Genomic DNA, 20,455 nt, shown 5'->3' with positions numbered 1-20,455 from the left:
CATTACGGGAAATCCCTCGGAATGCACGAGGTCGGCCCGGGTGAGAACGCTCACAGAATTCTCGTCCACGGGATGTGCGAGTGCAGGTATTCGGATACCCGAAATGCGACGCCACGTCTTTCCGGATCCGCGGTGCCGTCTCGTACGCTGCGGGGATGTCGATCACGCACGGCCGCGCGGTCGTGAGCCGCCGGTTGCCCGTGTACGCCGCGGGCGCCGTGCCGGTGCCGTACGTCATCCAGGGGATGTCCGAGCTGATCGCGCAGGACACGTTCTGGGAGGACCACGCCCACCCGACGCACGAGCTGATGTGGAATGCGTACGGCGCGTCCAGCACGACGGTCGGCGACCGCACGTGGGCGATCACGCCGACGATCGGCCTGTGGATGCCCGCGGGCACGGTGCACTCCGCCCGGACCCCGGCGGGGACCCGGTACCGGACCGCGCAGTTCGGGGTGCACGCGGTGCCGCCGCTGGCGCCGGGACCGGTGGCGGTCGAGATCACGCCGCTGCTGCAGCTGCTGCTGGACCGGCTGGACGAGCCGGCCCTGCCCGCCGCGTCCCGCGACCTGACCGAGCGCCTGGTGCTGGACGTGCTCACGCCCGCCCCGCACGAGGTGCTGGTGCGCCGCCCCCGGTCGGCGCTGCTGGCCCCGGTGGTCGCCGCGCTCGACGCCGACCCCGGCGACCCGCGCGCGCTGGCCGACTGGGCGGTGGCGCTCGGGGTGAGCCCGCGGACGCTGACGCGGGCGTTCCGCGCCGAGACCGGGCTGAGCCTGGGCCGGTGGCAGGCGGCCGTGCGGGTGCAGCGCGCGGTGCTGCTGCTGGCGGCGGGCGCGAGCGTCGAGGAGACGGCCGACGTCGTCGGGTACCGCTCGGCCAGCGCGTTCGGTGCGGCGTTCCGCCGCGAGACGGGTCGGACCCCGGGCCGGTTCCGACCCGCCGAGGATGTCCCGATCGCGATGACCGACGTCCCTGACGCGTGATTGCGCCACCGTCGGTCCCCGGCCTAGTGTCTTAGGTAATCCTCACCTAATGCTGCGATGCGCTGGCCTGCGCCCGCGCCGCCGTGCCCGGGTGGGGCTCCCTTCCCTCCTCCGAGAGCGAGTTGACGACGCATGCGCATCCGTCGCCTGTCCGCGCTGGTCGCGGCCGGTTCGGTCGCCCTGGTCCTGGCTGCGTGCAGCAGCACGACCGACGCCTCCTCCGACGAGACCTCGGGCGGCACCGCCGCCGAGGCGTCGGGCGAGTTCCCGATCACCATCGAGCACGCCTTCGGCACCACCACGATCGAGGAGGCCCCGGAGCGGGTCGCCACGGTCAACTGGGCCAACCACGAGGTCCCGCTGGCCCTCGGCGTCGTCCCGGTCGGCATGGCCGCCGCCAACTTCGGCGACGACGACGGCAACGGCCTGCTGCCCTGGGTCGAGGAGAAGCTCGACGAGCTCGGCGGCGAGGAGCCCGTGCTCTTCGACGAGACCGACGGCATCGACTTCGAGGCCGTCGCCGACACCACGCCGGACGTCATCCTGGCCGCCTACTCGGGCCTGAGCCAGGAGGACTACGACACCCTCAGCGAGATCGCCCCGGTCGTGGCCTTCCCGGACGCCCCGTGGGCGACGTCCTGGCGCGACATGATCCTGTTCAACGCGCAGGGCATGGGCATGGCCGAGGAGGGCGAGGAGCTCGTCACCGAGCTCGAGGGCGAGATCACCGACGCCGTCGCCGCGCACCCGGGCCTCGAGGGCGCCGCGACGATGTTCGTGACCCACGTCGACACCACCGACCTGAGCACGGTGAACTTCTACACCGCCAACGACACCCGCGCGGCGTTCTTCGCCGACCTCGGCCTGACCACCCCGGCCGCAGTCGAGGAGGCCTCGGCCTCCGGCGAGTTCTCCGGCAGCGTCAGCGCCGAGCAGGTCGACCAGTTCGACGACGTCGAGCTCATCGTCACCTACGGCGACCAGGCGCTCGTGGACACCCTGAAGGCCGACCCGCTGCTGTCGCAGATGCCGGCCATCGCCAACGACGCCGTGGTGTTCCTCGACGGCTCCGGCCCGATGGGCACGGCCGCCAACCCGACGCCGCTGTCGATCTCCTGGGTGCTGGACGACTACGTCGGCATGCTCGCCGACGCGGTCAACTCCTCCAAGTGACCCAGACCGTCACCAGCCCTGCGCCGGGCGTCGCCGTCGTGCGACGCCCGGCGCGGGTGCGTCTGCTGTGGCTGCTCGTGGTCACCGCGGTGCTGGTGCTGCTGGTGGTCGCGTCGCTGACCATCGGCTCGCGCAGCGTCGCCTGGTCCGACATCGTGGCGGCGCTCGGCGGGTCGACGGACAACATCGGGCAGGCCGCCGTCGCCAAGCGGATCCCGCGCACCGTGCTGGCGCTGCTGGTCGGTGCCGCGCTCGGCCTCGCCGGGGCCGTGATGCAGGGCGTGACCCGCAACCCGCTCGCCGACCCCGGCATCCTCGGGGTCAACATGGGCGCCTCGCTGGCCGTCGTGGTCGGCATCGCCTGGTTCGGCATCTGGACCACGATGGCGTTCATCTGGACGGCCGTCGCGGGCGCCGCGCTCGCCGCGGTGTTCGTGTACGCGGTGGGCTCGCTGGGCCAGGGCGGCGCGACGCCGCTCAAGCTCGCGCTCGCCGGGGCCGCGACGTCGGCCGCGCTCTCGTCGTTCATCAGCGCCGTCGTGCTGCCGCGCGGGGACATCTCCGCGAACGTGCGCTCCTGGCAGGTCGGCGGGGTCGGCGGCGCCGGCTTCGGCCTGATCACGCCGGTGCTGCCGTTCCTGCTGGTCGGCGCGGTCGTGTGCCTGCTGTCGGCCCGCTCCCTGAACTCCCTCGCGCTCGGCGACGAGCTCGCCGCCGGGCTCGGCGAGCGGGTGGCGCTCGCGCGCGCGACCGCCTCGCTCGGCGCCGTCCTGCTGTGCGGCGGCGCGACCGCCGTCGCCGGGCCCATCGCCTTCGTCGGGCTGGTCGTCCCGCACGTGTGCCGGCTGCTGGTCGGCGTCGACCACCGCTGGCTGCTGCCGTTCTCCGCGCTCACCGGTGCCGGGCTGGTCACGGCCGCCGACGTGGTCGGGCGCGTCGTCGCCCGGCCCGAGGAGATCGCGGTCGGCATCATCACCGCGCTGGTCGGGGCGCCGTTCTTCATCGCGATCGTCCGCCGCCAGAAGGTGCGTGAGCTGTGACCGCCGTCCGGACGGTCCCCGCCGTCCCGCCCACCGCGCCTGATCGCGCGTCGTCCGCCGACCTCGTCGCCGCCCTGCGCGCCCGGCGGCTGCGTCGCCGCCGGGTCGTGCTCACCGTCCTCGCGGTCCTGGTCGTGGCCGTGTTCGTCACGAGCCTCATGGTCGGCCGCACGTTCTACCCGCCGGGCGACGTGCTGCGGGTCGTGCTGGGCGAGGACGTCCAGGGCGCGACCTTCACCGTCGGGCGGCTGCGGCTGCCGCGCGCGGTGCTCGCCGTGCTGGTCGGCCTGTGCTTCGGCATCGGCGGCGTCACGTTCCAGACGATGCTGCGCAACCCGCTCGCCAGCCCCGACATCATCGGCATCAGCACGGGCGCGTCCGCCGCCGCGGCGTTCGCCATCGTGTTCCTGTCCCTCACCGGGGCGCAGGTGTCGGTGTTCGCCATCGCCGCCGGGCTCGGCGTCGCGCTGGTGATCTACCTGCTGTCGTTCCGCCGGGGCGTGCTCGGCACCCGGCTCATCCTCATCGGCATCGGCGTCGCCGCCATGCTGGAGTCCGTCACCTCGTACATCCTCACCAAGGCCCCGCGCTGGGAGCTGCAGGAGGCCATGCGCTGGCTGACCGGCAGCCTCAACGGCTCCGGCTGGCGCGACGTCGTGCCGGTGCTGGTGGCGCTCGCGGTGCTGGGACCGCTGCTGCTCGCGCAGTCCCGCAACCTGTCCCAGCTGCAGCTCGGCGACGACACCGCGTCCGCGCTGGGCGTGCGGGTCGAGCGCACCCGGCTGCTGCTCATCGTCGCGGCCGTCGTGCTCATCGCGTTCGCCACCGCCGCCGCCGGGCCGGTCGCCTTCGTCGCCTTCCTGTCCGGGCCGATCGCCGCCCGCATCGTGGGGGCCCGCGGGTCGATGCTCGTCCCCGCCGCGCTGGTCGGCGCGCTGCTGGTGCAGGTCGCGGACCTCGTCGGGCAGTACGCGTTCGGCGCGCGCTACCCGGTCGGCGTCATCACCGGCGCGCTCGGCGCCCCGTACCTCGTCTACCTGATCGTGCGGACCAACCGCACCGGAGGATCGCTGTGACCAGCACGCACACCCTGCAGGCCGCCGGGCTGTCCCTCGGCTACCGGGACCGCGTCGTCATCGAGGACCTGGACCTCGCCGTGCCGGCCGGGCGGATCACCGCCATCGTCGGCGCCAACGCGTGCGGCAAGTCGACGCTGCTGCGCTCGATGTCCCGGCTGCTGGCGCCGCGCGCCGGGCAGGTGCTCCTCGACGGTCGGGCCGTGCACACGATGCCCGCCAAGGAGCTCGCGCGGACCCTCGGCCTGCTGCCGCAGTCCCCGGTGGCGCCGGAGGGCATCACCGTCGCCGACCTCGTCGGCCGCGGGCGGCACCCGCACCAGCGCGTGCTGTCCCGGTGGAGCCGCGAGGACGACCAGGCCGTGGCCGCCGCGCTGGAGGCCACCGGCACCGTCGACCTCGCCGAGCGCGCCGTGGACGAGCTCTCCGGCGGGCAGCGGCAGCGGGTGTGGATCGCCATGGCGCTGGCCCAGCAGACCGACCTGCTGCTGCTCGACGAGCCGACGACGTTCCTCGACGTCAGCCACCAGGTCGAGGTCCTCGACCTGCTCACCGACCTCAACCGCGACCGCGGCACCACGGTGGTCATGGTGCTGCACGACCTCAACCTCGCCGCCCGCTACGCGGACCACCTGGTCGCGATGGCGGACGGCCGGGTGCACGCGGTGGGGGACCCAGGTGACGTGCTCACGGCGGACACCGTGCGGGTGGTGTTCGGCCTCGACAGCCAGGTCGTCGAGGACCCGCTGACCGGCCGGCCGCTCATGCTGCCGATCGGCCGCCACCACGTGCGCGCCCGGGCTGGCAGCGCCACCCCGACGCCCTGAGCGCCGCCCCGGCGCCCGACGCCCCTCGAGGTCGTCACGTGATGACGAGGTCGTCCTTCAGGAGACGACCTCGGCGAGGAGTGACGACCTCGGCGACCGGGTCGCGACGAGGCGTCAGACGTTGCACTCGCAGACGAGGTTGTACTCCACGACCTGCTCGCCCTCCTCGGGGCGGGCCCACGCCTCGGCCTCCGCGCGGTCGACGAACCGGCGGCCGACAAGCCTGCCGTTGGGCAGCAGCACCCCGACCTCGATCTGCTCGCGCGGGTCCACCCAGTCGGTCCCGGGGGTGGTCGTCGGTGCCTGCGTGCTGGTCGCGGTCATGCCTGCTCGCCTCGCTCGTCCTCGTCGCTGCTCACTCACCCGGGACAACGACGAGGGTGGTCCGGATAGTCCCTGCGGTCAGGGCGGTCAGGGCGCGGTCAGGGCCGCCAGGCTCGCCGCGACGATCTGCTGCTGGGCGTCCGCGCGCGAGACCGTCGGCGTGCCGTCGCCGGGCTGCGGGCCGTAGTCGGCGAAGAACGCGTGCACCGCGCCCTCGACCTCCACGAACGTCGTGCCTGCCGGGAGGTCCGCGCGGGACGCCTCGATCTTGTCCGGCGTGGTGAGGCCGTCCGCGGACCCCGACACCGACGTGACCCGGAGGTCGGCGTCGGACATGTCACCGAGCGGGTAGGACGCGTGCAGCAGCAGGCCGGCCACCTCGTCGTCGTGCGCGGCGGCGAACGACGCGGCCGCGACGCCGCCGAGCGAGTGCCCGCCCATGGTCCAGGACGTCACGCCGTCGTACGCCGCCATCGCGGCCGCGGGCTGCTCGGGCGAGGTCAGGGCGATGCCCAGCGGCTCCTTCAGCGCCACGACCACGTGCCCGGCCTCGGCGAGCGGGCGCAGCACGACAGCGGTCGCGCGGACGTCGACCCGCGCGCCGGGGGAGTAGACCAGCCCGGTCGTGGGCTCGACGCCCCGCGGGACGAACGCGTACCAGCCGCCGGTCTCGACCACCTCGACCGTGTCGTCGCTCGCCAGCGCGTCCAGGGCGACCGGCGTCGCCGGGAACGGCCGCAGCCACGCGGCGGCGCCCGCCAGCACGGCGAGCAGCACCAGCCCGACCCCGGCGCCGGTGGCCCGGAGCGCCCGGCGGGCGCGGGACGGCGACGGCACGACCAGCGCGGGCGACGGCACGGGCGCGTCGGCGGGGGAGGGCAGCACCGGCGCGGAGGCCTCCTCGGGCAGGACGCGGGTGGTCGCGTCGTCCGCGGACGGGTCCACGACGAGCTCGTGCACCCGGCCCGCTCGCCGGTCGGCGCGCAGGCGCAGGGCGGTCGTCACCAGCAGGGCGACGCCCGCGAGGAGGCTCGCGCCCAGCAGCACGGCGAGCGAGACGTGCTGGTGCCGGACGGCGTCGCCGGTGCTGAGCACCGTCCAGGCGGGCGCGGCGACCAGCGCCACCCCGACCAGGGCGCGCGCCCCGTCCCACGCGTACCGTCGTCGCCGTCGTCCCGCCTCGTCCGTCACGGGCGCCAGAGTAGCCGAAGAAGATCAGCATGCTGACTACCGGCGTTCGCGTCGACCGTGACGGGCGCCCGCGCGACGCCCCGGGTAGGATCGACCGCTGGTGTGCCGGGAAGTCTGGTCGGCGTCCTCGTCGGTGACCCTCCGGCGGGACCTCAGTCGACCAGGAGCCGCATGACCCCCACCACCCCTGCCCGCACCAGCGCGCTGCGCCGCTGGGTCACCCGCGAGACGACGGGCGGCGCGCTGCTCATCGGTGCCGCGCTCGTCGCCCTGGTCTGGGCGAACTCCCCGTGGCGCGAGGCCTACGAGACCATCTCGACCACGCGTCTCGGCCCTGCCGCCTGGCACCTGGACCTCGACCTCGCCCACTGGGCCGCCGACGGCCTGCTCGCGATCTTCTTCTTCACCGTCGGCCTCGAGCTCAAGCGCGAGATCGTGGTCGGCAGCCTGCGCGACCCCCGCCGGGCCGCGGTCCCGGTGCTCGCCGCCGTCGGCGGCATGGCCGTGCCCGCGATCATCTACGCGTCGGTCGTGCACGTCGCGGGCGACACCGACGCGTACCACGGCTGGGCCATCCCGACGGCGACGGACATCGCGTTCGCGCTCGCCGTGCTCGCGATCTTCGGCCGGGGGCTGCCGGTCGCGATCCGGACGTTCCTGCTCACGCTCGCGGTGGTCGACGACCTGCTCGCCATCGTCGTGATCGCGGTGTTCTACACCGACACCGTCTCGCTGGTCTTCCTCGCGCTGTCGCTCGTCGCCGTCGCGCTGTTCGCCCTGCTGGCCCGGTCCTCCCACGTGCACCCCTGGCTGCTGATCCCGCTCGCCGTCGTGGCGTGGGGTCTCATGCACTCCAGCGGCGTGCACGCGACCATCGCGGGCGTCCTGCTCGGCATGGTGGTCCCGGCGCGCCCGGTGCACGGCGAAGCCCACGACCGCGCGCACCGGTACGACGAGGCCGTCCGGCCGTGGTCGGCGGGCATCGCGCTGCCGGTGTTCGCGTTCTTCTCCGCCGGCGTCACCGTCGTCGGCGGCGGCGGGCAGGACCTGCTGACCCACGCCGTGCTGCCCGCGGTCGCCGGCGGCCTGGTCGTCGGCAAGGTCGTCGGCGTCCTCGGCACGACCGCGCTCGTGACCCGGCTGACGCCCCTGCGGCTGCCCGACGCCGTCGGGCTCCGGGACCTGCTGCCGGTCGGCCTGCTCGCGGGGATCGGGTTCACCGTGTCGCTGCTGATCGCCGAGCTGTCGTTCGCCGACGAGGTGCTGGCCGACACGGCCAAGTTCGCGGTCCTCGCGGGGACGGCGGTCTCCGCGGTCGCGGCGGCCCTCGTGCTGCACCGGGACGCGAAGCGGGCGCGGGGCGACGACATGAACGACGACGGCGTCCCGGACGGGCCGCAGGAGGTCATCGGGGCCGACCGCGACCGCTGAGCACCTCGGCGTAGGGATCCCGTCAGGGTTCCCCGTGGGGCCGTAGGGGAACCGTCAGGATCGCCGACCGCGCTCCGCGGCGGGTCTGTGATGGGGGACGGCCCGGTGACCACCGGGCCCGTCGCGCCGCTCGATCGTGCCGCGACGAGGTGCGATGTCAGGAGTCCCCTCGTGCTGGACCTGGTGTTCGTGGCGGCGGTCGTCGCCCTGTTCGCGCTCGTGGGCGCCGTGGCGGCGGGGGTCGAGCGGCTGTGATCGTCGTGGACCTCGTCGCCGCCGCCCTCGGCGTGGCGGCGGTCGCCTACCTGGTGTGGGCGCTCGTGAAGCCGGAGACGTTCTGATGGCCGGGTGGCTGGCCGCGGCCCAGGTGCTCGCGGTCCTCGTCGTCCTCGCCGCGCTGCACCGCCCGCTGGGCGACTGGATGGCCCACGTCTACACGTCCGCGACGGACCTCCGGGTCGAGCGCGGGCTCTACCGCCTCATCGGGGTGGACTCGCGGTCCGAGCAGACCTGGCGGTCCTACGTCCGCAGCCTGCTGGCGTTCTCGCTGGTGAGCGTCCTGCTCGTCTACCTGCTGCAGCGCGTCCAGACCTGGCTGCCGTGGGACCTCGGCCTGCCGGCCGTGGGTCAGCACCTGTCGTTCAACACGGCGGTGTCGTTCGTGACGAACACGAACTGGCAGTCGTACTCCCCGGACGTCACGCTCGGGTACACCGTCCAGGCCCTCGGGCTCGCGGTCCAGAACGTCGTCTCGGCCGCGGTCGGCATGGCCGTCGCCGTGGCGCTGGTCCGGGGCTTCGCCCGCCGGCGCACCGGGACCGTCGGCAACTTCTGGGTCGACCTCACCCGGGGTGTGATCCGCATCCTGCTGCCCCTGTCGGTGCTCGCCGCGGTGGTCCTCATCGCGGGCGGCGTCATCCAGAACTGGGCCGGGTCCACCGACGTCACCACCCTCGCGGGCGGGACGCAGTCGATCCCGGGCGGTCCGGTCGCCTCGCAGGAGGCCGTCAAGCTGCTCGGCACCAACGGCGGCGGGTTCTTCAACGCCAACTCGGCGCACCCGTTCGAGAACCCGAGCGGCTGGGTCTCGGCGTTCCAGGTCGTCCTCATGCTCGCGATCCCGGTCAGCCTGCCCCGCACGTTCGGCCGCATGGTCGGCTCCGCGCGGCAGGGCTACGCGATCCTCGGCGCGATGGCGGCGATCTTCCTGGTCAGCCTCACGCTGCTCACGGTCGTCGAGATGCGCGGCGCGGGCACCGCCCCGGAGCTCGCGGGCGGGGCGATGGAGGGCAAGGAGCAGCGGTTCGGGATCGCCGCGACCACTCTGTTCGGCAGCGTCAGCACGCTGACGTCCACGGGTGCGGTCAACGGCATGCACGACTCGTTCACCGCGCTCGGCGGCCTGTTCCCGCTGCTCAACATGATGTTCGGCGAGGTCGCTCCCGGCGGCGTCGGCTCCGGCCTCTACGGGATGCTCGTGCTCGCGGTGCTGGCGGTGTTCGTCGGCGGGCTCATGGTCGGCCGGACCCCGGAGTACCTGGGCAAGAAGCTCGGCCCGCGCGAGATCAAGCTCGCGTCGCTGTACATCCTGGTGACCCCGGCCCTGGTGCTGGTGGGCACGGCTCTGTCGTTCGCGATCCCCGCGGTGCGGGCGGACGTCGAGGCGACGTCGATCTGGAACCCGGGCGTGCACGGCTTCACCGAGGTGCTCTACGCCTTCACCTCCGCGGCGAACAACAACGGCTCGGCGTTCGCCGGCCTGACGGCGAACACCCCGTGGTTCAACTCCGCGCTCGGCGTGGCGATGCTGCTCGGCCGGTTCGTGCCGATCGTCCTGGTCCTCGCGCTCGCGGGCTCGCTCGCCGCGCAGGACAAGGCCCCGGCCACCGCGGGCACGCTGCCCACGCACCGGCCGCAGTTCGTCGGCCTGCTCGTCGGCGTGACGGTCGTCGTCACCGCCCTCACCTACTTCCCCGTTCTCGCGCTGGGCCCCCTGGCGGAAGGTCTGTGAACACCATGACCAGCACTCTCACCCCGCAGCAGCAGCCGGCGGCCCCGGCCGACGGGTCGTCGCCGTCCCGGTCGTTCTCGCCCGCCCAGCTGCGCGACGCCCTCCCGGGCGCCCTGCGCAAGCTCGACCCGCGGGTCATGTGGCGCAACCCCGTGATGTTCGTCGTCGAGGTCGGCGCGGTGCTCACCACCGTGCTGGCGATCGTCGAGCCGTTCCTCGGCGGCCCCGAGGAGTCCGGCGGCACCGCGGTGCCGGTGTCGTTCACCGCGGGCATCGCGGTCTGGCTGTGGCTGACGGTGGTCTTCGCGAACCTCGCGGAGGCCGTCGCCGAGGGCCGGGGCAAGGCGCAGGCGGACAGCCTGCGGCAGACGCGGTCCAGCACGCTCGCGACGGTGGTCGACGGCTACGACGCGACCCGGGACCCGGGCGCGCAGCACGCCCGCACCCGGCAGGTCGCCTCGCCGGACCTCACGCTCGGTGACGTCGTGGTGGTCACCGCGGGCGAGATGGTCCCGGGCGACGGCGACATCGTCTGGGGCATCGCGTCCGTGGACGAGTCGGCCATCACCGGCGAGTCCGCCCCGGTGGTCCGCGAGTCCGGCGGCGACCGCTCCGCGGTCACGGGCGGCACCCGCGTGCTGTCCGACCGGATCGTCGTGACGATCACCTCGAAGCCGGGCGAGACGTTCGTGGACCGGATGATCGCCCTGGTCGAGGGCGCCGCCCGGCAGAAGACGCCCAACGAGATCGCGCTGAACATCCTGCTCGCCTCGCTGTCGATCGTGTTCGTGGTCGTCGCGCTGACGCTGAACCCGATCGCCGGGTACGCCGGGGCCTCGGTGAGCGTCCCGGTCCTGGTCGCCCTGCTCGTCTGCCTGATCCCGACGACCATCGGCGCCCTGCTGTCCGCCATCGGCATCGCCGGCATGGACCGCCTGGTGCAGCGCAACGTGCTCGCCCTGTCCGGCCGCGCGGTCGAGGCCGCCGGTGACGTCACCACCCTGCTGCTCGACAAGACCGGCACCATCACCTACGGGAACCGGCGCGCGGTGGACTTCCTGCCGCTGACGGGTGTGGACGCGCACGACCTGGTCCGCGCGGCCGCGCAGGCGTCCGCCGCCGACCCCACGCCCGAGGGCAGGTCGATCGTCGACCTCGCCGCCGAGCGGGGCGTCGCCGGGGACGTCGCGACGCTCACCCCGGGCACCGAGGTGGTCCCGTTCACCGCGCAGACCCGGATGAGCGGCGTCGACCTGCCGGACGTGACCCGGGTGCGCAAGGGCGCGGGCAGCGCCGTCGTCGCGTGGCTGGAGGAGGAGGGCGCCCTGCCCGCTCCCGTCCGCCGCGAGCTCGACGGCCACGTGGAGCGCATCTCGTCCGAGGGCGGGACGCCGCTGGTCGTCGCGACCCAGGACGTCGCAGGCGCCGGCCGGGTCCTCGGCGTCGTCCACCTCAAGGACGTCGTGAAGGACGGCCTGTCCGAGCGGTTCGCCGAGCTGCGCGCCATGGGCATCCGCACCGTGATGATCACGGGCGACAACCCGCTCACCGCCAAGGCCATCGCGGCCGAGGCCGGCGTCGACGACTTCCTCGCGGAGGCCACCCCGGAGGACAAGCTCGCGCTGATCAAGCGGGAGCAGGAGGGCGGCAACCTCGTCGCCATGACCGGTGACGGGACGAACGACGCCCCGGCGCTGGCCCAGGCGGACGTCGGCGTGGCGATGAACACCGGCACCTCGGCCGCCAAGGAGGCCGGGAACATGGTCGACCTCGACTCCGACCCGACCAAGCTCATCGACATCGTCCGCATCGGCAAGCAGCTGCTCATCACGCGCGGCGCGCTCACCACGTTCTCGATCGCCAACGACATCGCGAAGTACTTCGCGATCATCCCGGCGATGTTCGCGGGCGTGTTCCCGGGCCTGGCCGCCCTGAACATCATGGGCCTGTCCTCGTCGGCGTCCGCGATCCTCTCGGCGATCGTCTTCAACGCCCTGATCATCGTCGTGCTGATCCCGCTCGCGCTGCGCGGCGTGACGTACCGCGCCGCCGCCGCGACGTCCATCCTCAGCCGCAACCTGCTCGTGTACGGGCTGGGCGGGGTGATCGCGCCGTTCCTCGGCATCAAGGCGGTCGACCTGCTGGTCAGCCTCATCCCGGGCTTCTGAGCCGCGCGCACCGTCCCCCCGACCGAACGAAGGACCTCATGAGCTCCCCTCGCACCACCTGGCCGCACGTGCTCGTGGCCGTGCGCGCCCTCCTGGTGATGACCGTCCTGTGCGGCATCGCCTACCCGCTGCTCGTCACCGGCCTGGCCCGGGCGATGCCCGCCCGGGCGGACGGCTCGCTCGTGACCGACGCCGACGGCGCGGTCGTCGGGTCGTCGCTCCTCGGGCAGTCGTTCACCGACGCGGACGGCGCGGCGCTGCCGCAGTACGTCCAGTCCCGGCCGTCGGCCGCGGGCGACGGGTACGACGCCGCGGCGTCCTCGGGGTCCAACCTCGGGCCGGAGAACCCGGACCTGGTCGCGGCGATCGAGGAGCGCCGCGCGGCGGTCGCCGACCTGGAGGGCGTCGACCCGGCCGACGTGCCGGTGGACGCGCTCACCGCCTCCGCCTCCGGGCTGGACCCGCACATCAGCCCGGAGTACGCGGACCTGCAGGTGGCCCGGGTCGCGCGGGAGCGCGGCCTGTCGGCCGTCGAGGTCCGCGCCGTGATCGCCGACGCCACCACCGGCCCCGACCTGGGGGTCCTCGGGCAGGAGTCCGTGAACGTGCTCGAGGTGAACGTGGCGCTCGACCGGCTGGCGGGCTGATGCCGCGGGGCCGGTTGCGGGTGCTGCTGGGGGCGGCTCCGGGTGTCGGGAAGACGTTCGCGATGCTGGAGGCGGGCCGGGACATGCGCGTGGCCGGCAAGGACGTGGTGGTCGCGGTCGTGGAGACCCACGGCCGCGCCGCCACGGCCGCCCTGGTCGAGGGGCTGGAGGTCGTGCCCCGGGCGCAGGTGTCGCACCGGGGCGTGACCCTGTCGGAGATGGACCTGGACGCGGTCCTCGCCCGGCGCCCGAGGGTGGCGCTGGTGGACGAGCTCGCGCACACCAACGCCCCGGGCTCCCGTCACGCGAAGCGGTGGCAGGACGTCGCCGACCTGCTGGACGCCGGGATCCACGTGGTGACGACGGTGAACATCCAGCACATCGAGTCGTTGAACGACGTGGTCCGCACGATCACCGGGGTCCCGCAGCGCGAGACCGTCCCGGACGCGGTGCTGCGCGCGGCCGACGACGTCGAGCTCGTGGACCTGGCCCCGGCGTCGCTGCGCGACCGGCTCGCGGAGGGCAACGTGTACCCGGCGGAGCGGGTGGACGCGGCGCTGTCGAACTACTTCCGCCTCGGCAACCTCACCGCCCTGCGGGAACTCGCCCTGCTGTGGTTGGCGGACGAGGTCGACTCGGCGCTGCGCACCTACCGGGCCGAGCACGCGATCGACGCCCCGTGGGAGGCCCGCGAGCGGGTCGTGGTCGCCCTGACCGGGGGCCCGGAGGGGGAGACCCTGCTGCGCCGCGGCGCCCGCATCGCGGCGCGGTCCTCGGGCGGGGAGCTCCTCGCGGTGCACGTGTCCGCCCAGACCGGCCTGCGGGAGAGCGACCCGGGCGCGCTGGTGTCGCAGACGGCGCTGGTCGAGCAGCTCGGGGGCACGTTCCACCAGGTCGTCGGGGAGGACGTCCCGACCGCGCTGGTCGAGTTCGCCCGGGGCCAGAACGCCACCCAGGTCGTCATCGGCCTGAGCCGTCGGTCCTGGTTGCGCGCCGCCCTCACCGGCCCGGGCATCGGCGCGACCGTCATCCGCGAGGCCGGTCCCATCGACGTGCACATCGTCAACCACGACGCCGTCGGCAACCGGCTGACCCTGCCGCGCCTCACCGGCGCGCTGACCGTCAGGCGGCGGGTGCTCGGCTTCGTGCTGTCGGTCCTCGGCGGCCCGCTGCTCACCTGGGGCCTCGTCACCGCCCGCAGCGAGGACTCCCTCGCCAGCGACGTCCTCGCGTACCAGCTGCTCGTCGTCGTCATCGCCCTGGTCGGCGGCCTGTGGCCCGCGCTGTTCACCGCGCTGCTGTCCGGGATCACTCTCAACTACGTCTTCGTCGCGCCCGTGCACACCGTCACCGTCGCCGAGCCCGTGCACGCCCTCGCGCTCGCGCTGTACGTCGCCAACGGCGCACTGGTCAGCTACGTCGTGGACCAGGCCGCCCGCCGCACCCGGATGGCCCGCCGCGCGTCCGCGGAGTCCGAGATGCTGCTGTCCATCGCGGGCGGGGTGCTGCGCGGCGAGGACGCCCTCGGCGCCCTGCTCGCCCGCACCCGCGAGGCGTTCGGGCTCTCCGCCGTCCGGCTGCGGGTGGGGGAGCGGCTGCGGGTCGAGAAGGGCGAGCCGGTCCCCGGTGCCCGCACCACGACCGTCCCCGTGGCCGAGACCGCCGTGCTGGAGCTCGACGGCCCGCCGCTCGACCGGTCCGCGGCGCGGCTGCTGCCTGTCGTCGTCGCGCAGGCCGCCGCCGCGCTCGAGCACGAGCGGCTCACCGCCGCGACCGAGGAGATCGCCCCGCTGGTCGAGACGGACCAGGTGCGCAGCGCGCTGCTGTCCGCCGTCAGCCACGACCTGCGCCGTCCCCTCACCGCCGCGTCCGCGGCCGTCAGCAGCCTGCGCGCCTCGGACGTCGACTGGACGCCCGAGGACCGGACCGAGCTGCTGGACACCGCGCACGAGAGCCTCGGCACCCTCACCCAGCTCGTCACGGACCTGCTGGACGTCAGCCGCGTCCAGGCGGGCGTGCTCGGGGTGTCGTGCCGGGCCACCGACGTCGACGAGGTCATCCTGCCCGCGCTCGACGAGCTGCGGCTCGGCCCCGACGACGTCGAGCTCGACCTCGACCCCGACCTGCCGCGCGCCGACGCCGACGGCGCGCTGCTGCGCCGCGTCGTCGTGAACGTCCTCGCCAACGCGGTGCACGTGAGCCCGCGCGGGCGGCGCCCCCGTCTGACCACGAGCACCTTCGGGGACCGGGTGGAGATCCGCGTCGTCGACCACGGCCCGGGGGTCGACCCCGAGCGGCACGACGACCTGTTCGTGCCGTTCCAGCGGCTCGGGGACACCGACAACAGCACCGGGCTCGGGCTCGGGCTCGCGCTGTCCCGGGGGTTCGCGGAAGGCATGGGCGGCACGCTGACGCCCGAGCCCACCCCGGGCGGCGGCCTGACGATGGTGATCAGCCTGCCCGTGCACCGCGCCGCCCCAGCCGAGGGGGTGGCGCCGTGAAGATCCTGGTCGCCGACGACGACGCGCAGATCCTGCGTGCCCTGCGGATCACCCTGCGCGCCCGCGGGTACCAGGTGGTCGTCGCCACCGACGGCGTCGAGGCGATCGCCCAGGCCGCCGCGCACAAGCCCGACCTCTACCTGATCGACCTCGGGATGCCGCGCCTCGACGGCATCGGGCTGATCACCTCGCTGCGCGGGTGGACGCAGGCGCCGATCCTCGTCGTGTCCGGGCGCACCGGCTCGGGCGACAAGGTCGACGCGCTGGACGCCGGGGCCGACGACTACGTGACCAAGCCCTTCGACCTGGACGAGCTGCTGGCCCGGCTGCGCGCGCTGGCGCGGCGGTCGGCCGGTCCCCGGGCCGACGAGCCGGTCGTGACGTTCGGGGGCGTGACGGTCGACCTCGCGCTCAAGGTCGTGACCCGCGCCGGTGCCGGTGCGGTGCACCTGACGCCGACGGAGTGGCAGGTCCTGGAGATCCTCGTCCGGCACCCCGGCCGGCTGGTGACCCGCGAGCAGATCCTCACCGAGATCTGGGGGACGCAGCACGCGACCTCCTCCGGGTACCTGCGGCTGTACCTGTCCCAGCTGCGCAAGAAGCTCGAGCCCGACCCGGCCGCGCCCCGGCACCTGCTCACCGAGGCCGGGATGGGGTACCGGTTCGTGCCCGACGGCGGCCTCGACCCGGCGCGGGGCCGGGACCCGGGCGACGTGGCCGCGGGTACCGCCTGACCACGGTGCGGGGGACCGTCAGGGTGTCCGTGCCCGGGGCCGTCGGGCGGCCCGCAGGCCGTTGAGGATCACGACCACCTCCGCGACCTCGTGCACGAGGACCACCCCGGCCAGCCCGACCACGCCCAGCAGGGCGAGCGGGAACAGGACGACGATGATCGCCAGGGCGAGGCCGATGTTCGCGGTCATGAGCGCGCGCCCCCGCCGGGCGTGCAGCAGGGCCCCGGGGATGAGCCGGAGGTCGGTCCCGGTGAACGCGACGTCCGCGGCCTCGACGGCGGCGGCGGACCCGGTGGCACCCATCGCGATGCCCACGGTCGCGGTCGCGAGCGCGGGGGCGTCGTTGATGCCGTCCCCGACCATCGCGGTCGGCCGCCCGGCGTCCAGCGCCTCGACGGCCGCAGCCTTGTCCCGGGGCAGCTGCTCGGCGCGGACGTCGGTGATCCCGGCCCGCGCCGCGATCGCGCGCGCCGTGCGGGTGTTGTCACCGGTGAGCATGACGACGTCGGTGCCGGACTCCCGCAGCATGCGGACCATCTTCGCGGCCTCGGGGCGCAGCTCGTCGCGGATGCCGACGACACCCTCGACGCGGGAGTCCACCTCGACCACCACGACCGTCATCCCGGCGCCCGCGAGCGCGTCCGCCGCGTCCGCGAGGCCGCCGGGGGCGATCCACCGCACGTGACCCACGCGGACCCGGGAGCCGTCGACGGTCCCGCGGACCCCGAGCCCGGCCTCCTCGACCACGTCGGTCGCTCCCAGCACCCCGGGGGCCGCGGCGAGCAGGGCCGCGGCCAGCGGGTGCGTGCTGGTGCCCTCGACCGCCGCCGCGAGACGCAGCACCCGGTCGCGCTCGACCCCCGGGGCGGTGCGGACCTCGACGACCTGCGGCTGGTTGCGGGTCAGCGTGCCGGTCTTGTCCACGGCGACGGTCCGGACGGTGCCGAGCCGCTCGAACGCCTCGCCGGACCTGATGACGACGCCGGACGTGGACGCCGATCCGATGGCGCTGATCACGGTGACGGGGACGGCGATCGCGAGCGCGCACGGCGACGCGGCGACGAGCACGACCAGGGCGCGCTCGACCCAGGTCGTCGGGTCGCCCAGCAGCGAGCCGACCACCGCGACGAGTGCCGCGACGACGAGCACCGCGGGGACGAGCGGCCGGGCGATCCTGTCGGCGAGGCGCGCCCGCTCGCCCTTGCGGGCGTGGGCCTGCTCGACCAGCGCGACGATCTGCGTCAGGGAGCTGTCCCGCCCGTCGGCCGTCGCCTCGATCTGCAGGGTGGCGGAGCCGTTGACCGCGCCGGCGGGGACCGCGTCGCCGGGGCCGACCTCGACGGGGACGGACTCCCCGGTGACCGCCGAGGTGTCGATGCTGGACCGACCCGCCACGACGACGCCGTCGGTGGCGACCCGCTCGCCCGCGCCCACCACCAGGACGTCGAGCTCGCGCACCTCGGCTGCGGGGACGACCACGTCGCCGCCGAGCCGGGAGAGGCGCACCCGGTCGGGGATGAGCCGCAGCAGCGCGCGCAGGCCCTCCGTGGCGCGGTCCATCGCCCGGTCCTCGAGCGTCTCCGCGAGCGAGAACAGGAACGCCAGCGCCGCCGCCTCCGCGACGTGCCCGAGGAGCACGGCGCCGGTCGCGGCGATCGTCATCAGCAGCCCGACCCCGAGGCGGCCGCGCACCAGGCGCCGGCCCGCGCCGGGCACGAAGGTCGATGCCCCGGCGAGCAGCGCGCACCCGTGCAGCACCAGCGCGGGGGTGCCGTGCCCGGCGCGGTCGAGGCCGAGGGCCACCGCGAGCAGGACGCCCGCCGCCGCGGACGGCAGCAGCGCGGGGTCGCGCCACCACGGCGGGCGGACCGGGTGCTCGTCGCCGGGCTGCACCCCGTCGCCGCAGCACGCGTCGTCCGTCACCGGCACGGCGTCGTCGGACGCGCAGCAGCCGGCCGAGGTCACCCGCGGGCGGTCGAGGGTGAGGCGGCGCGGCGTCGGGGTCGCCGGCTGGTCGTCGTCCCCGCAGCAGCCCGCGCTCACCCCGGCACCCGCGGGCTCGCGCCCGCGCCGGGCCCGCAGCACAGCGGGACGTCGCAGTCGTCGTCGAGGCACGGGCTGCCGTCGTCGGACGCGATGACGGCGTCCAGCAGCACCTCGATGGCGCGGGCGAGGTGCGGGTCGGCGATCTCGTACCGGGTCCTGCGCCCCTCCGGCGTGGCGACCACGAGGCCGCAGCCGCGCAGGCAGGCGAGGTGGTTGGACACGTTGGTGCGGGTGAGGTCGAGGGACTCCGCGAGCGCCGCCGGGTAGCCGGGTCCGCCGAGCAGGGCCAGCAGGATGCGGGCCCGGGTGGGGTCGGCCATGGCCCGGCCCGTGCGGGCCATGACGTCGAGCCGGGAGGAAAGGGTCAGCACTCGCTGACCATACAGCGCCCACTGACCTGTGAACAGGGCGGCGCGGACGAGACGACCAGGGCGCTACCGTCGAGGGCATGGTGCGGGAGACGACCCTGGACGACCTGACCGCCGACGACGTCGCCCGGGTGCACGAGCGGCTGCTCGCCCCGACGTTCCGGGCCGACGAGCTGCTGTCGCCCGACGAGCTCGTCGCCGGCTGGACCGGCCCCGACGCGGGCCCCTCGGCGGTGCTGCTCGCCGACGACGAGCCGGTCGCGGTGATGCTCGGGGGCTGGTTCGCGGGCGGCCGCGTGCTGCTGCTCGAGTACCTCGCCGTCGACGCCGAGGCGCGCGGGCTGGGCCTGGGCGCCCGGCTGCTCGGGGACCTGCTGCCCCGCTGGGCGGCCGCCGCCCCGGGCGGACCCGGGGCGCTCGTGCTCGCCGAGGTCGACGACCCGCGGGCCTGGTCCGCCGACGCCGCGCAGGGCGACCCGGTCGCGCGGCTGCGGTTCTACGCGCGGTACGGCGCGCGGCTGCTGCCGTTCCCCTACACCCAGCCCGCGCTGCGCCCCGGCGCGGACCGGGTCCCGGGGATGCTGCTGCTGCGGCTCGACCGGACACCGGCGGGCGCCGCGACGGGGGCGGATGTGGCGGCGTTCCTCGCCGAGCACTACGCGGCGGCGGAGGGACCGGACGCGCTCGCGGACCCCGCGGTCGCCCGGATGGTCGCGCGGGCCCGTGAGCTGGACGTGGACGCCGGGCTGTGGCCCGTCGAGCGCTGGGAGCAGGTCCCCGCGGACTGAGCCCGGGCTGCCGGCCGCCCGCCGTCGCTGTACACGCCGGGGCGCGCGTGCGACGGTGGAGGCGGTGCGGGGCGTCGCCGCACCGATCGCGGAGCGACCTCGGCGTGCACGGCACGGGCGTCCAGCAGCCGGCGTCCCCCATCGACGTCGAGGGCGGGCGCCATGGACCACGACACCATCACGACGAGCGCGCAGGACGGCGTCACGCTCGTCCGCCTCCACGGCGAGGTCGACATGGCCCTGCGCGAGCAGGCCGGGAGCGCGCTGCACGAGGTGGCGACGTCCGGTCGGCCCGTCGTGGTCGACCTCGGGGACGTGACCTTCCTGGACTCGACGGGCGTGGCGTTCCTGCTGCGGTGCCTGCGCGTCGCGCAGGAGCAGGGCGTCTCCTGCGCGCTGCGCGCGGTGCCGGACGGCGTGGCCCGCGTCCTGCGCGTCCTCGGCCTCGCCGAGGTGCTCGGCGTGGACGGGGTCACGCCGACAGCACCGCCGCGATCCGGCGCTGCAGCGCGTCCACCTGCTCCCGCGCGGGCAGCGCCCGGTCGATGACGTGCAGCACCAGGACGTCGTCCGCCAGGTGCACGGACAGCGCCCCCGGCATCAGGCTGGACAGCGTCGCGCACACCACCCGGGGCGCCCCGGGCGGCAGCGACAGCCGGTGCTCCAGCACCACCGGGTCCGTCCGGACCGGGCGGCGCACCGCCCGCAGCGCGACGTCCGCGCCGCCGAGCACCGAGCGCCACAGGAACCAGCCCGCCAGCGACAGGGTCGGCACGGCGCGGTGCGCGAGCCGCGGCGACCGCCGCCGGGCGGGCGCCAGCGCGAACGTCACCGCCGTGACCGCCGCCACCAGCACGACGCCGTAGCCCCGCATCGACGGGTCGCCCTCGGACACCGCCCACCAGCACAGCCCGAGCAGCAGCGCGCGCAGCAGCGCGGCCCGGACGACCACCACGACGCCGGGTCGCGCACCGCCGGGCGCGGTCACGAGGCACCCACCAGCACGACGGCGACGAGGGCCGCGACGGCGAGCACCGCGACCCCGGAGGCGACCCAGCCGCCGATGCCGCGCTCGGCGGTGTCGAGCGCGCGACCGCTGGCGTCGCCCGCCCGGTGCACGAGCCGCTCGGCCGCCGTCGCCCCC

Annotated in this window: 20 protein-coding genes; 15 read left to right on the top strand and 5 right to left on the bottom strand. The window is 75.0% G+C overall.

What is annotated here, in order from left to right:
• Positions 1–155 precede the first annotated feature (155 nt).
• The 5 genes from EBM89_RS11365 (at position 156) to EBM89_RS11345 (ending at position 5,102) form a co-directional block, all read left to right on the top strand.
• Positions 156–986, top strand: coding sequence for a helix-turn-helix domain-containing protein (locus EBM89_RS11365; protein WP_122149543.1), 831 nt, complete (start codon positions 156–158; stop codon positions 984–986).
• A gap of 132 nt (positions 987–1,118) precedes the next feature.
• Positions 1,119–2,159: an iron-siderophore ABC transporter substrate-binding protein gene (locus tag EBM89_RS11360; protein ID WP_122149542.1), complete on the top strand. Its 1,041-nt coding sequence runs from the start codon at positions 1,119–1,121 to the stop codon at positions 2,157–2,159.
• The gene (locus tag EBM89_RS11355; RefSeq protein WP_122149541.1) at positions 2,156–3,199 is read left to right on the top strand and encodes a FecCD family ABC transporter permease; all 1,044 of its coding nucleotides are present in this window, start codon (positions 2,156–2,158) and stop codon (positions 3,197–3,199) included. Before EBM89_RS11360 ends, EBM89_RS11355 begins: the two co-directional genes overlap by 4 nt.
• The gene (locus tag EBM89_RS11350; RefSeq protein ID WP_122149540.1) at positions 3,196–4,275 is read left to right on the top strand and encodes a FecCD family ABC transporter permease; all 1,080 of its coding nucleotides are present in this window, start codon (positions 3,196–3,198) and stop codon (positions 4,273–4,275) included. Before EBM89_RS11355 ends, EBM89_RS11350 begins: the two co-directional genes overlap by 4 nt.
• Positions 4,272–5,102, top strand: coding sequence for an ABC transporter ATP-binding protein (locus tag EBM89_RS11345; protein WP_122149539.1), 831 nt, complete (start codon positions 4,272–4,274; stop codon positions 5,100–5,102). The genes EBM89_RS11350 and EBM89_RS11345 overlap by 4 nt, the downstream gene beginning before the upstream one ends.
• A 114-nt stretch (positions 5,103–5,216) precedes the next feature.
• Here the strand turns inward: EBM89_RS11345 and EBM89_RS11340 are convergent, their stop codons facing one another.
• Positions 5,217–5,426 carry a hypothetical protein gene (locus EBM89_RS11340; RefSeq protein ID WP_122149538.1) on the bottom strand — a complete coding sequence of 70 codons (210 nt, stop codon included), beginning with the start codon at positions 5,424–5,426 and terminating at the stop codon, positions 5,217–5,219.
• An 87-nt stretch (positions 5,427–5,513) separates the two neighbouring features.
• Positions 5,514–6,617, bottom strand: coding sequence for an alpha/beta hydrolase (locus tag EBM89_RS11335; protein WP_233571685.1), 1,104 nt, complete (start codon positions 6,615–6,617; stop codon positions 5,514–5,516).
• 171 nt (positions 6,618–6,788) lie between these two features.
• On the opposite strand from EBM89_RS11335, the gene nhaA reads away from it, so the two are divergent.
• The 8 genes from nhaA (at position 6,789) to EBM89_RS11300 (ending at position 16,109) form a co-directional block, all read left to right on the top strand.
• Positions 6,789–8,048 carry a Na+/H+ antiporter NhaA gene (nhaA, locus tag EBM89_RS11330; protein WP_122149537.1) on the top strand — a complete coding sequence of 420 codons (1,260 nt, stop codon included), beginning with the start codon at positions 6,789–6,791 and terminating at the stop codon, positions 8,046–8,048.
• A gap of 105 nt (positions 8,049–8,153) precedes the next feature.
• On the top strand, positions 8,154–8,303 hold the full coding sequence (locus EBM89_RS21255) for a hypothetical protein (RefSeq protein WP_158609649.1): 150 nt from the start codon (positions 8,154–8,156) through the stop codon (positions 8,301–8,303).
• A complete protein-coding gene (locus EBM89_RS11325; protein ID WP_122149536.1) occupies positions 8,300–8,389 on the top strand; it encodes a potassium-transporting ATPase subunit F in 90 nt (29 codons plus the stop codon). The genes EBM89_RS21255 and EBM89_RS11325 overlap by 4 nt, the downstream gene beginning before the upstream one ends.
• The gene (kdpA, locus tag EBM89_RS11320) at positions 8,389–10,059 is read left to right on the top strand and encodes a potassium-transporting ATPase subunit KdpA (RefSeq protein WP_122149535.1); all 1,671 of its coding nucleotides are present in this window, start codon (positions 8,389–8,391) and stop codon (positions 10,057–10,059) included. Before EBM89_RS11325 ends, kdpA begins: the two co-directional genes overlap by 1 nt.
• 5 nt (positions 10,060–10,064) lie before the next feature.
• Positions 10,065–12,227, top strand: coding sequence for a potassium-transporting ATPase subunit KdpB (kdpB, locus tag EBM89_RS11315; RefSeq protein WP_122149550.1), 2,163 nt, complete (start codon positions 10,065–10,067; stop codon positions 12,225–12,227).
• Between the two features lie 38 nt (positions 12,228–12,265).
• Complete coding sequence (kdpC, locus tag EBM89_RS11310) at positions 12,266–12,874, top strand: potassium-transporting ATPase subunit KdpC (protein WP_122149534.1); 609 nt, start codon at positions 12,266–12,268, stop codon at positions 12,872–12,874.
• A complete protein-coding gene (locus EBM89_RS11305) occupies positions 12,874–15,375 on the top strand; it encodes a DUF4118 domain-containing protein (RefSeq protein ID WP_122149533.1) in 2,502 nt (833 codons plus the stop codon). The genes kdpC and EBM89_RS11305 overlap by 1 nt, the downstream gene beginning before the upstream one ends.
• A complete protein-coding gene (locus EBM89_RS11300; RefSeq protein WP_122149532.1) occupies positions 15,372–16,109 on the top strand; it encodes a response regulator in 738 nt (245 codons plus the stop codon). The genes EBM89_RS11305 and EBM89_RS11300 overlap by 4 nt, the downstream gene beginning before the upstream one ends.
• Positions 16,110–16,127: 18 nt before the next feature.
• Here EBM89_RS11300 and EBM89_RS11295 read toward each other — a convergent pair whose 3' ends face one another.
• Positions 16,128–18,032, bottom strand: coding sequence for a heavy metal translocating P-type ATPase (locus EBM89_RS11295; protein ID WP_439647180.1), 1,905 nt, complete (start codon positions 18,030–18,032; stop codon positions 16,128–16,130).
• A gap of 116 nt (positions 18,033–18,148) precedes the next feature.
• Positions 18,149–18,526, bottom strand: coding sequence for a Cd(II)/Pb(II)-sensing metalloregulatory transcriptional regulator CmtR (cmtR, locus tag EBM89_RS11290; protein WP_122149531.1), 378 nt, complete (start codon positions 18,524–18,526; stop codon positions 18,149–18,151).
• Between the two features lie 77 nt (positions 18,527–18,603).
• Between cmtR and EBM89_RS22450 the strand changes: the two genes are divergently transcribed.
• Together EBM89_RS22450 and EBM89_RS11280 are read left to right on the top strand one after the other, a co-directional pair.
• Complete coding sequence (locus EBM89_RS22450; protein WP_122149530.1) at positions 18,604–19,311, top strand: GNAT family N-acetyltransferase; 708 nt, start codon at positions 18,604–18,606, stop codon at positions 19,309–19,311.
• Positions 19,312–19,473: 162 nt separating this feature from the next.
• Positions 19,474–19,860: an STAS domain-containing protein gene (locus EBM89_RS11280; RefSeq protein ID WP_122149529.1), complete on the top strand. Its 387-nt coding sequence runs from the start codon at positions 19,474–19,476 to the stop codon at positions 19,858–19,860.
• Here the strand turns inward: EBM89_RS11280 and EBM89_RS11275 are convergent.
• The gene (locus EBM89_RS11275; protein ID WP_122149528.1) at positions 19,784–20,299 is read right to left on the bottom strand and encodes a Na+/H+ antiporter subunit E; all 516 of its coding nucleotides are present in this window, start codon (positions 20,297–20,299) and stop codon (positions 19,784–19,786) included. The two genes, EBM89_RS11280 and EBM89_RS11275, sit on opposite strands and share 77 nt — an antisense overlap.
• Between the last annotated feature and the right edge of the window lie 156 nt (positions 20,300–20,455).

The sequence above is a fragment of the Cellulomonas triticagri genome (genome assembly GCF_003696205.1).
In the GTDB taxonomy this organism is placed as follows: Bacteria; Actinomycetota; Actinomycetes; order Actinomycetales; family Cellulomonadaceae; genus Cellulomonas; species Cellulomonas triticagri.
The sequence above is the reverse complement of the archived record's forward strand: the minus strand, read 5'-3'. Positions and strand labels throughout refer to the sequence as shown.

Coding starts and splice junctions, on each gene's coding strand:
- EBM89_RS11365 (WP_122149543.1), top strand. CDS start 156: ATGTCGATCACGCACGGCCGCGCGGTCGTGAGCCGCCGGTTGCCCGTG.
- EBM89_RS11360 (WP_122149542.1), top strand. CDS start 1,119: ATGCGCATCCGTCGCCTGTCCGCGCTGGTCGCGGCCGGTTCGGTCGCC.
- EBM89_RS11340 (WP_122149538.1), bottom strand. CDS start 5,426: ATGACCGCGACCAGCACGCAGGCACCGACGACCACCCCCGGGACCGAC.
- nhaA (WP_122149537.1), top strand. CDS start 6,789: ATGACCCCCACCACCCCTGCCCGCACCAGCGCGCTGCGCCGCTGGGTC.
- kdpA (WP_122149535.1), top strand. CDS start 8,389: ATGGCCGGGTGGCTGGCCGCGGCCCAGGTGCTCGCGGTCCTCGTCGTC.
- kdpB (WP_122149550.1), top strand. CDS start 10,065: ATGACCAGCACTCTCACCCCGCAGCAGCAGCCGGCGGCCCCGGCCGAC.
- kdpC (WP_122149534.1), top strand. CDS start 12,266: ATGAGCTCCCCTCGCACCACCTGGCCGCACGTGCTCGTGGCCGTGCGC.
- EBM89_RS11305 (WP_122149533.1), top strand. CDS start 12,874: ATGCCGCGGGGCCGGTTGCGGGTGCTGCTGGGGGCGGCTCCGGGTGTC.
- EBM89_RS22450 (WP_122149530.1), top strand. CDS start 18,604: ATGGTGCGGGAGACGACCCTGGACGACCTGACCGCCGACGACGTCGCC.
- EBM89_RS11280 (WP_122149529.1), top strand. CDS start 19,474: ATGGACCACGACACCATCACGACGAGCGCGCAGGACGGCGTCACGCTC.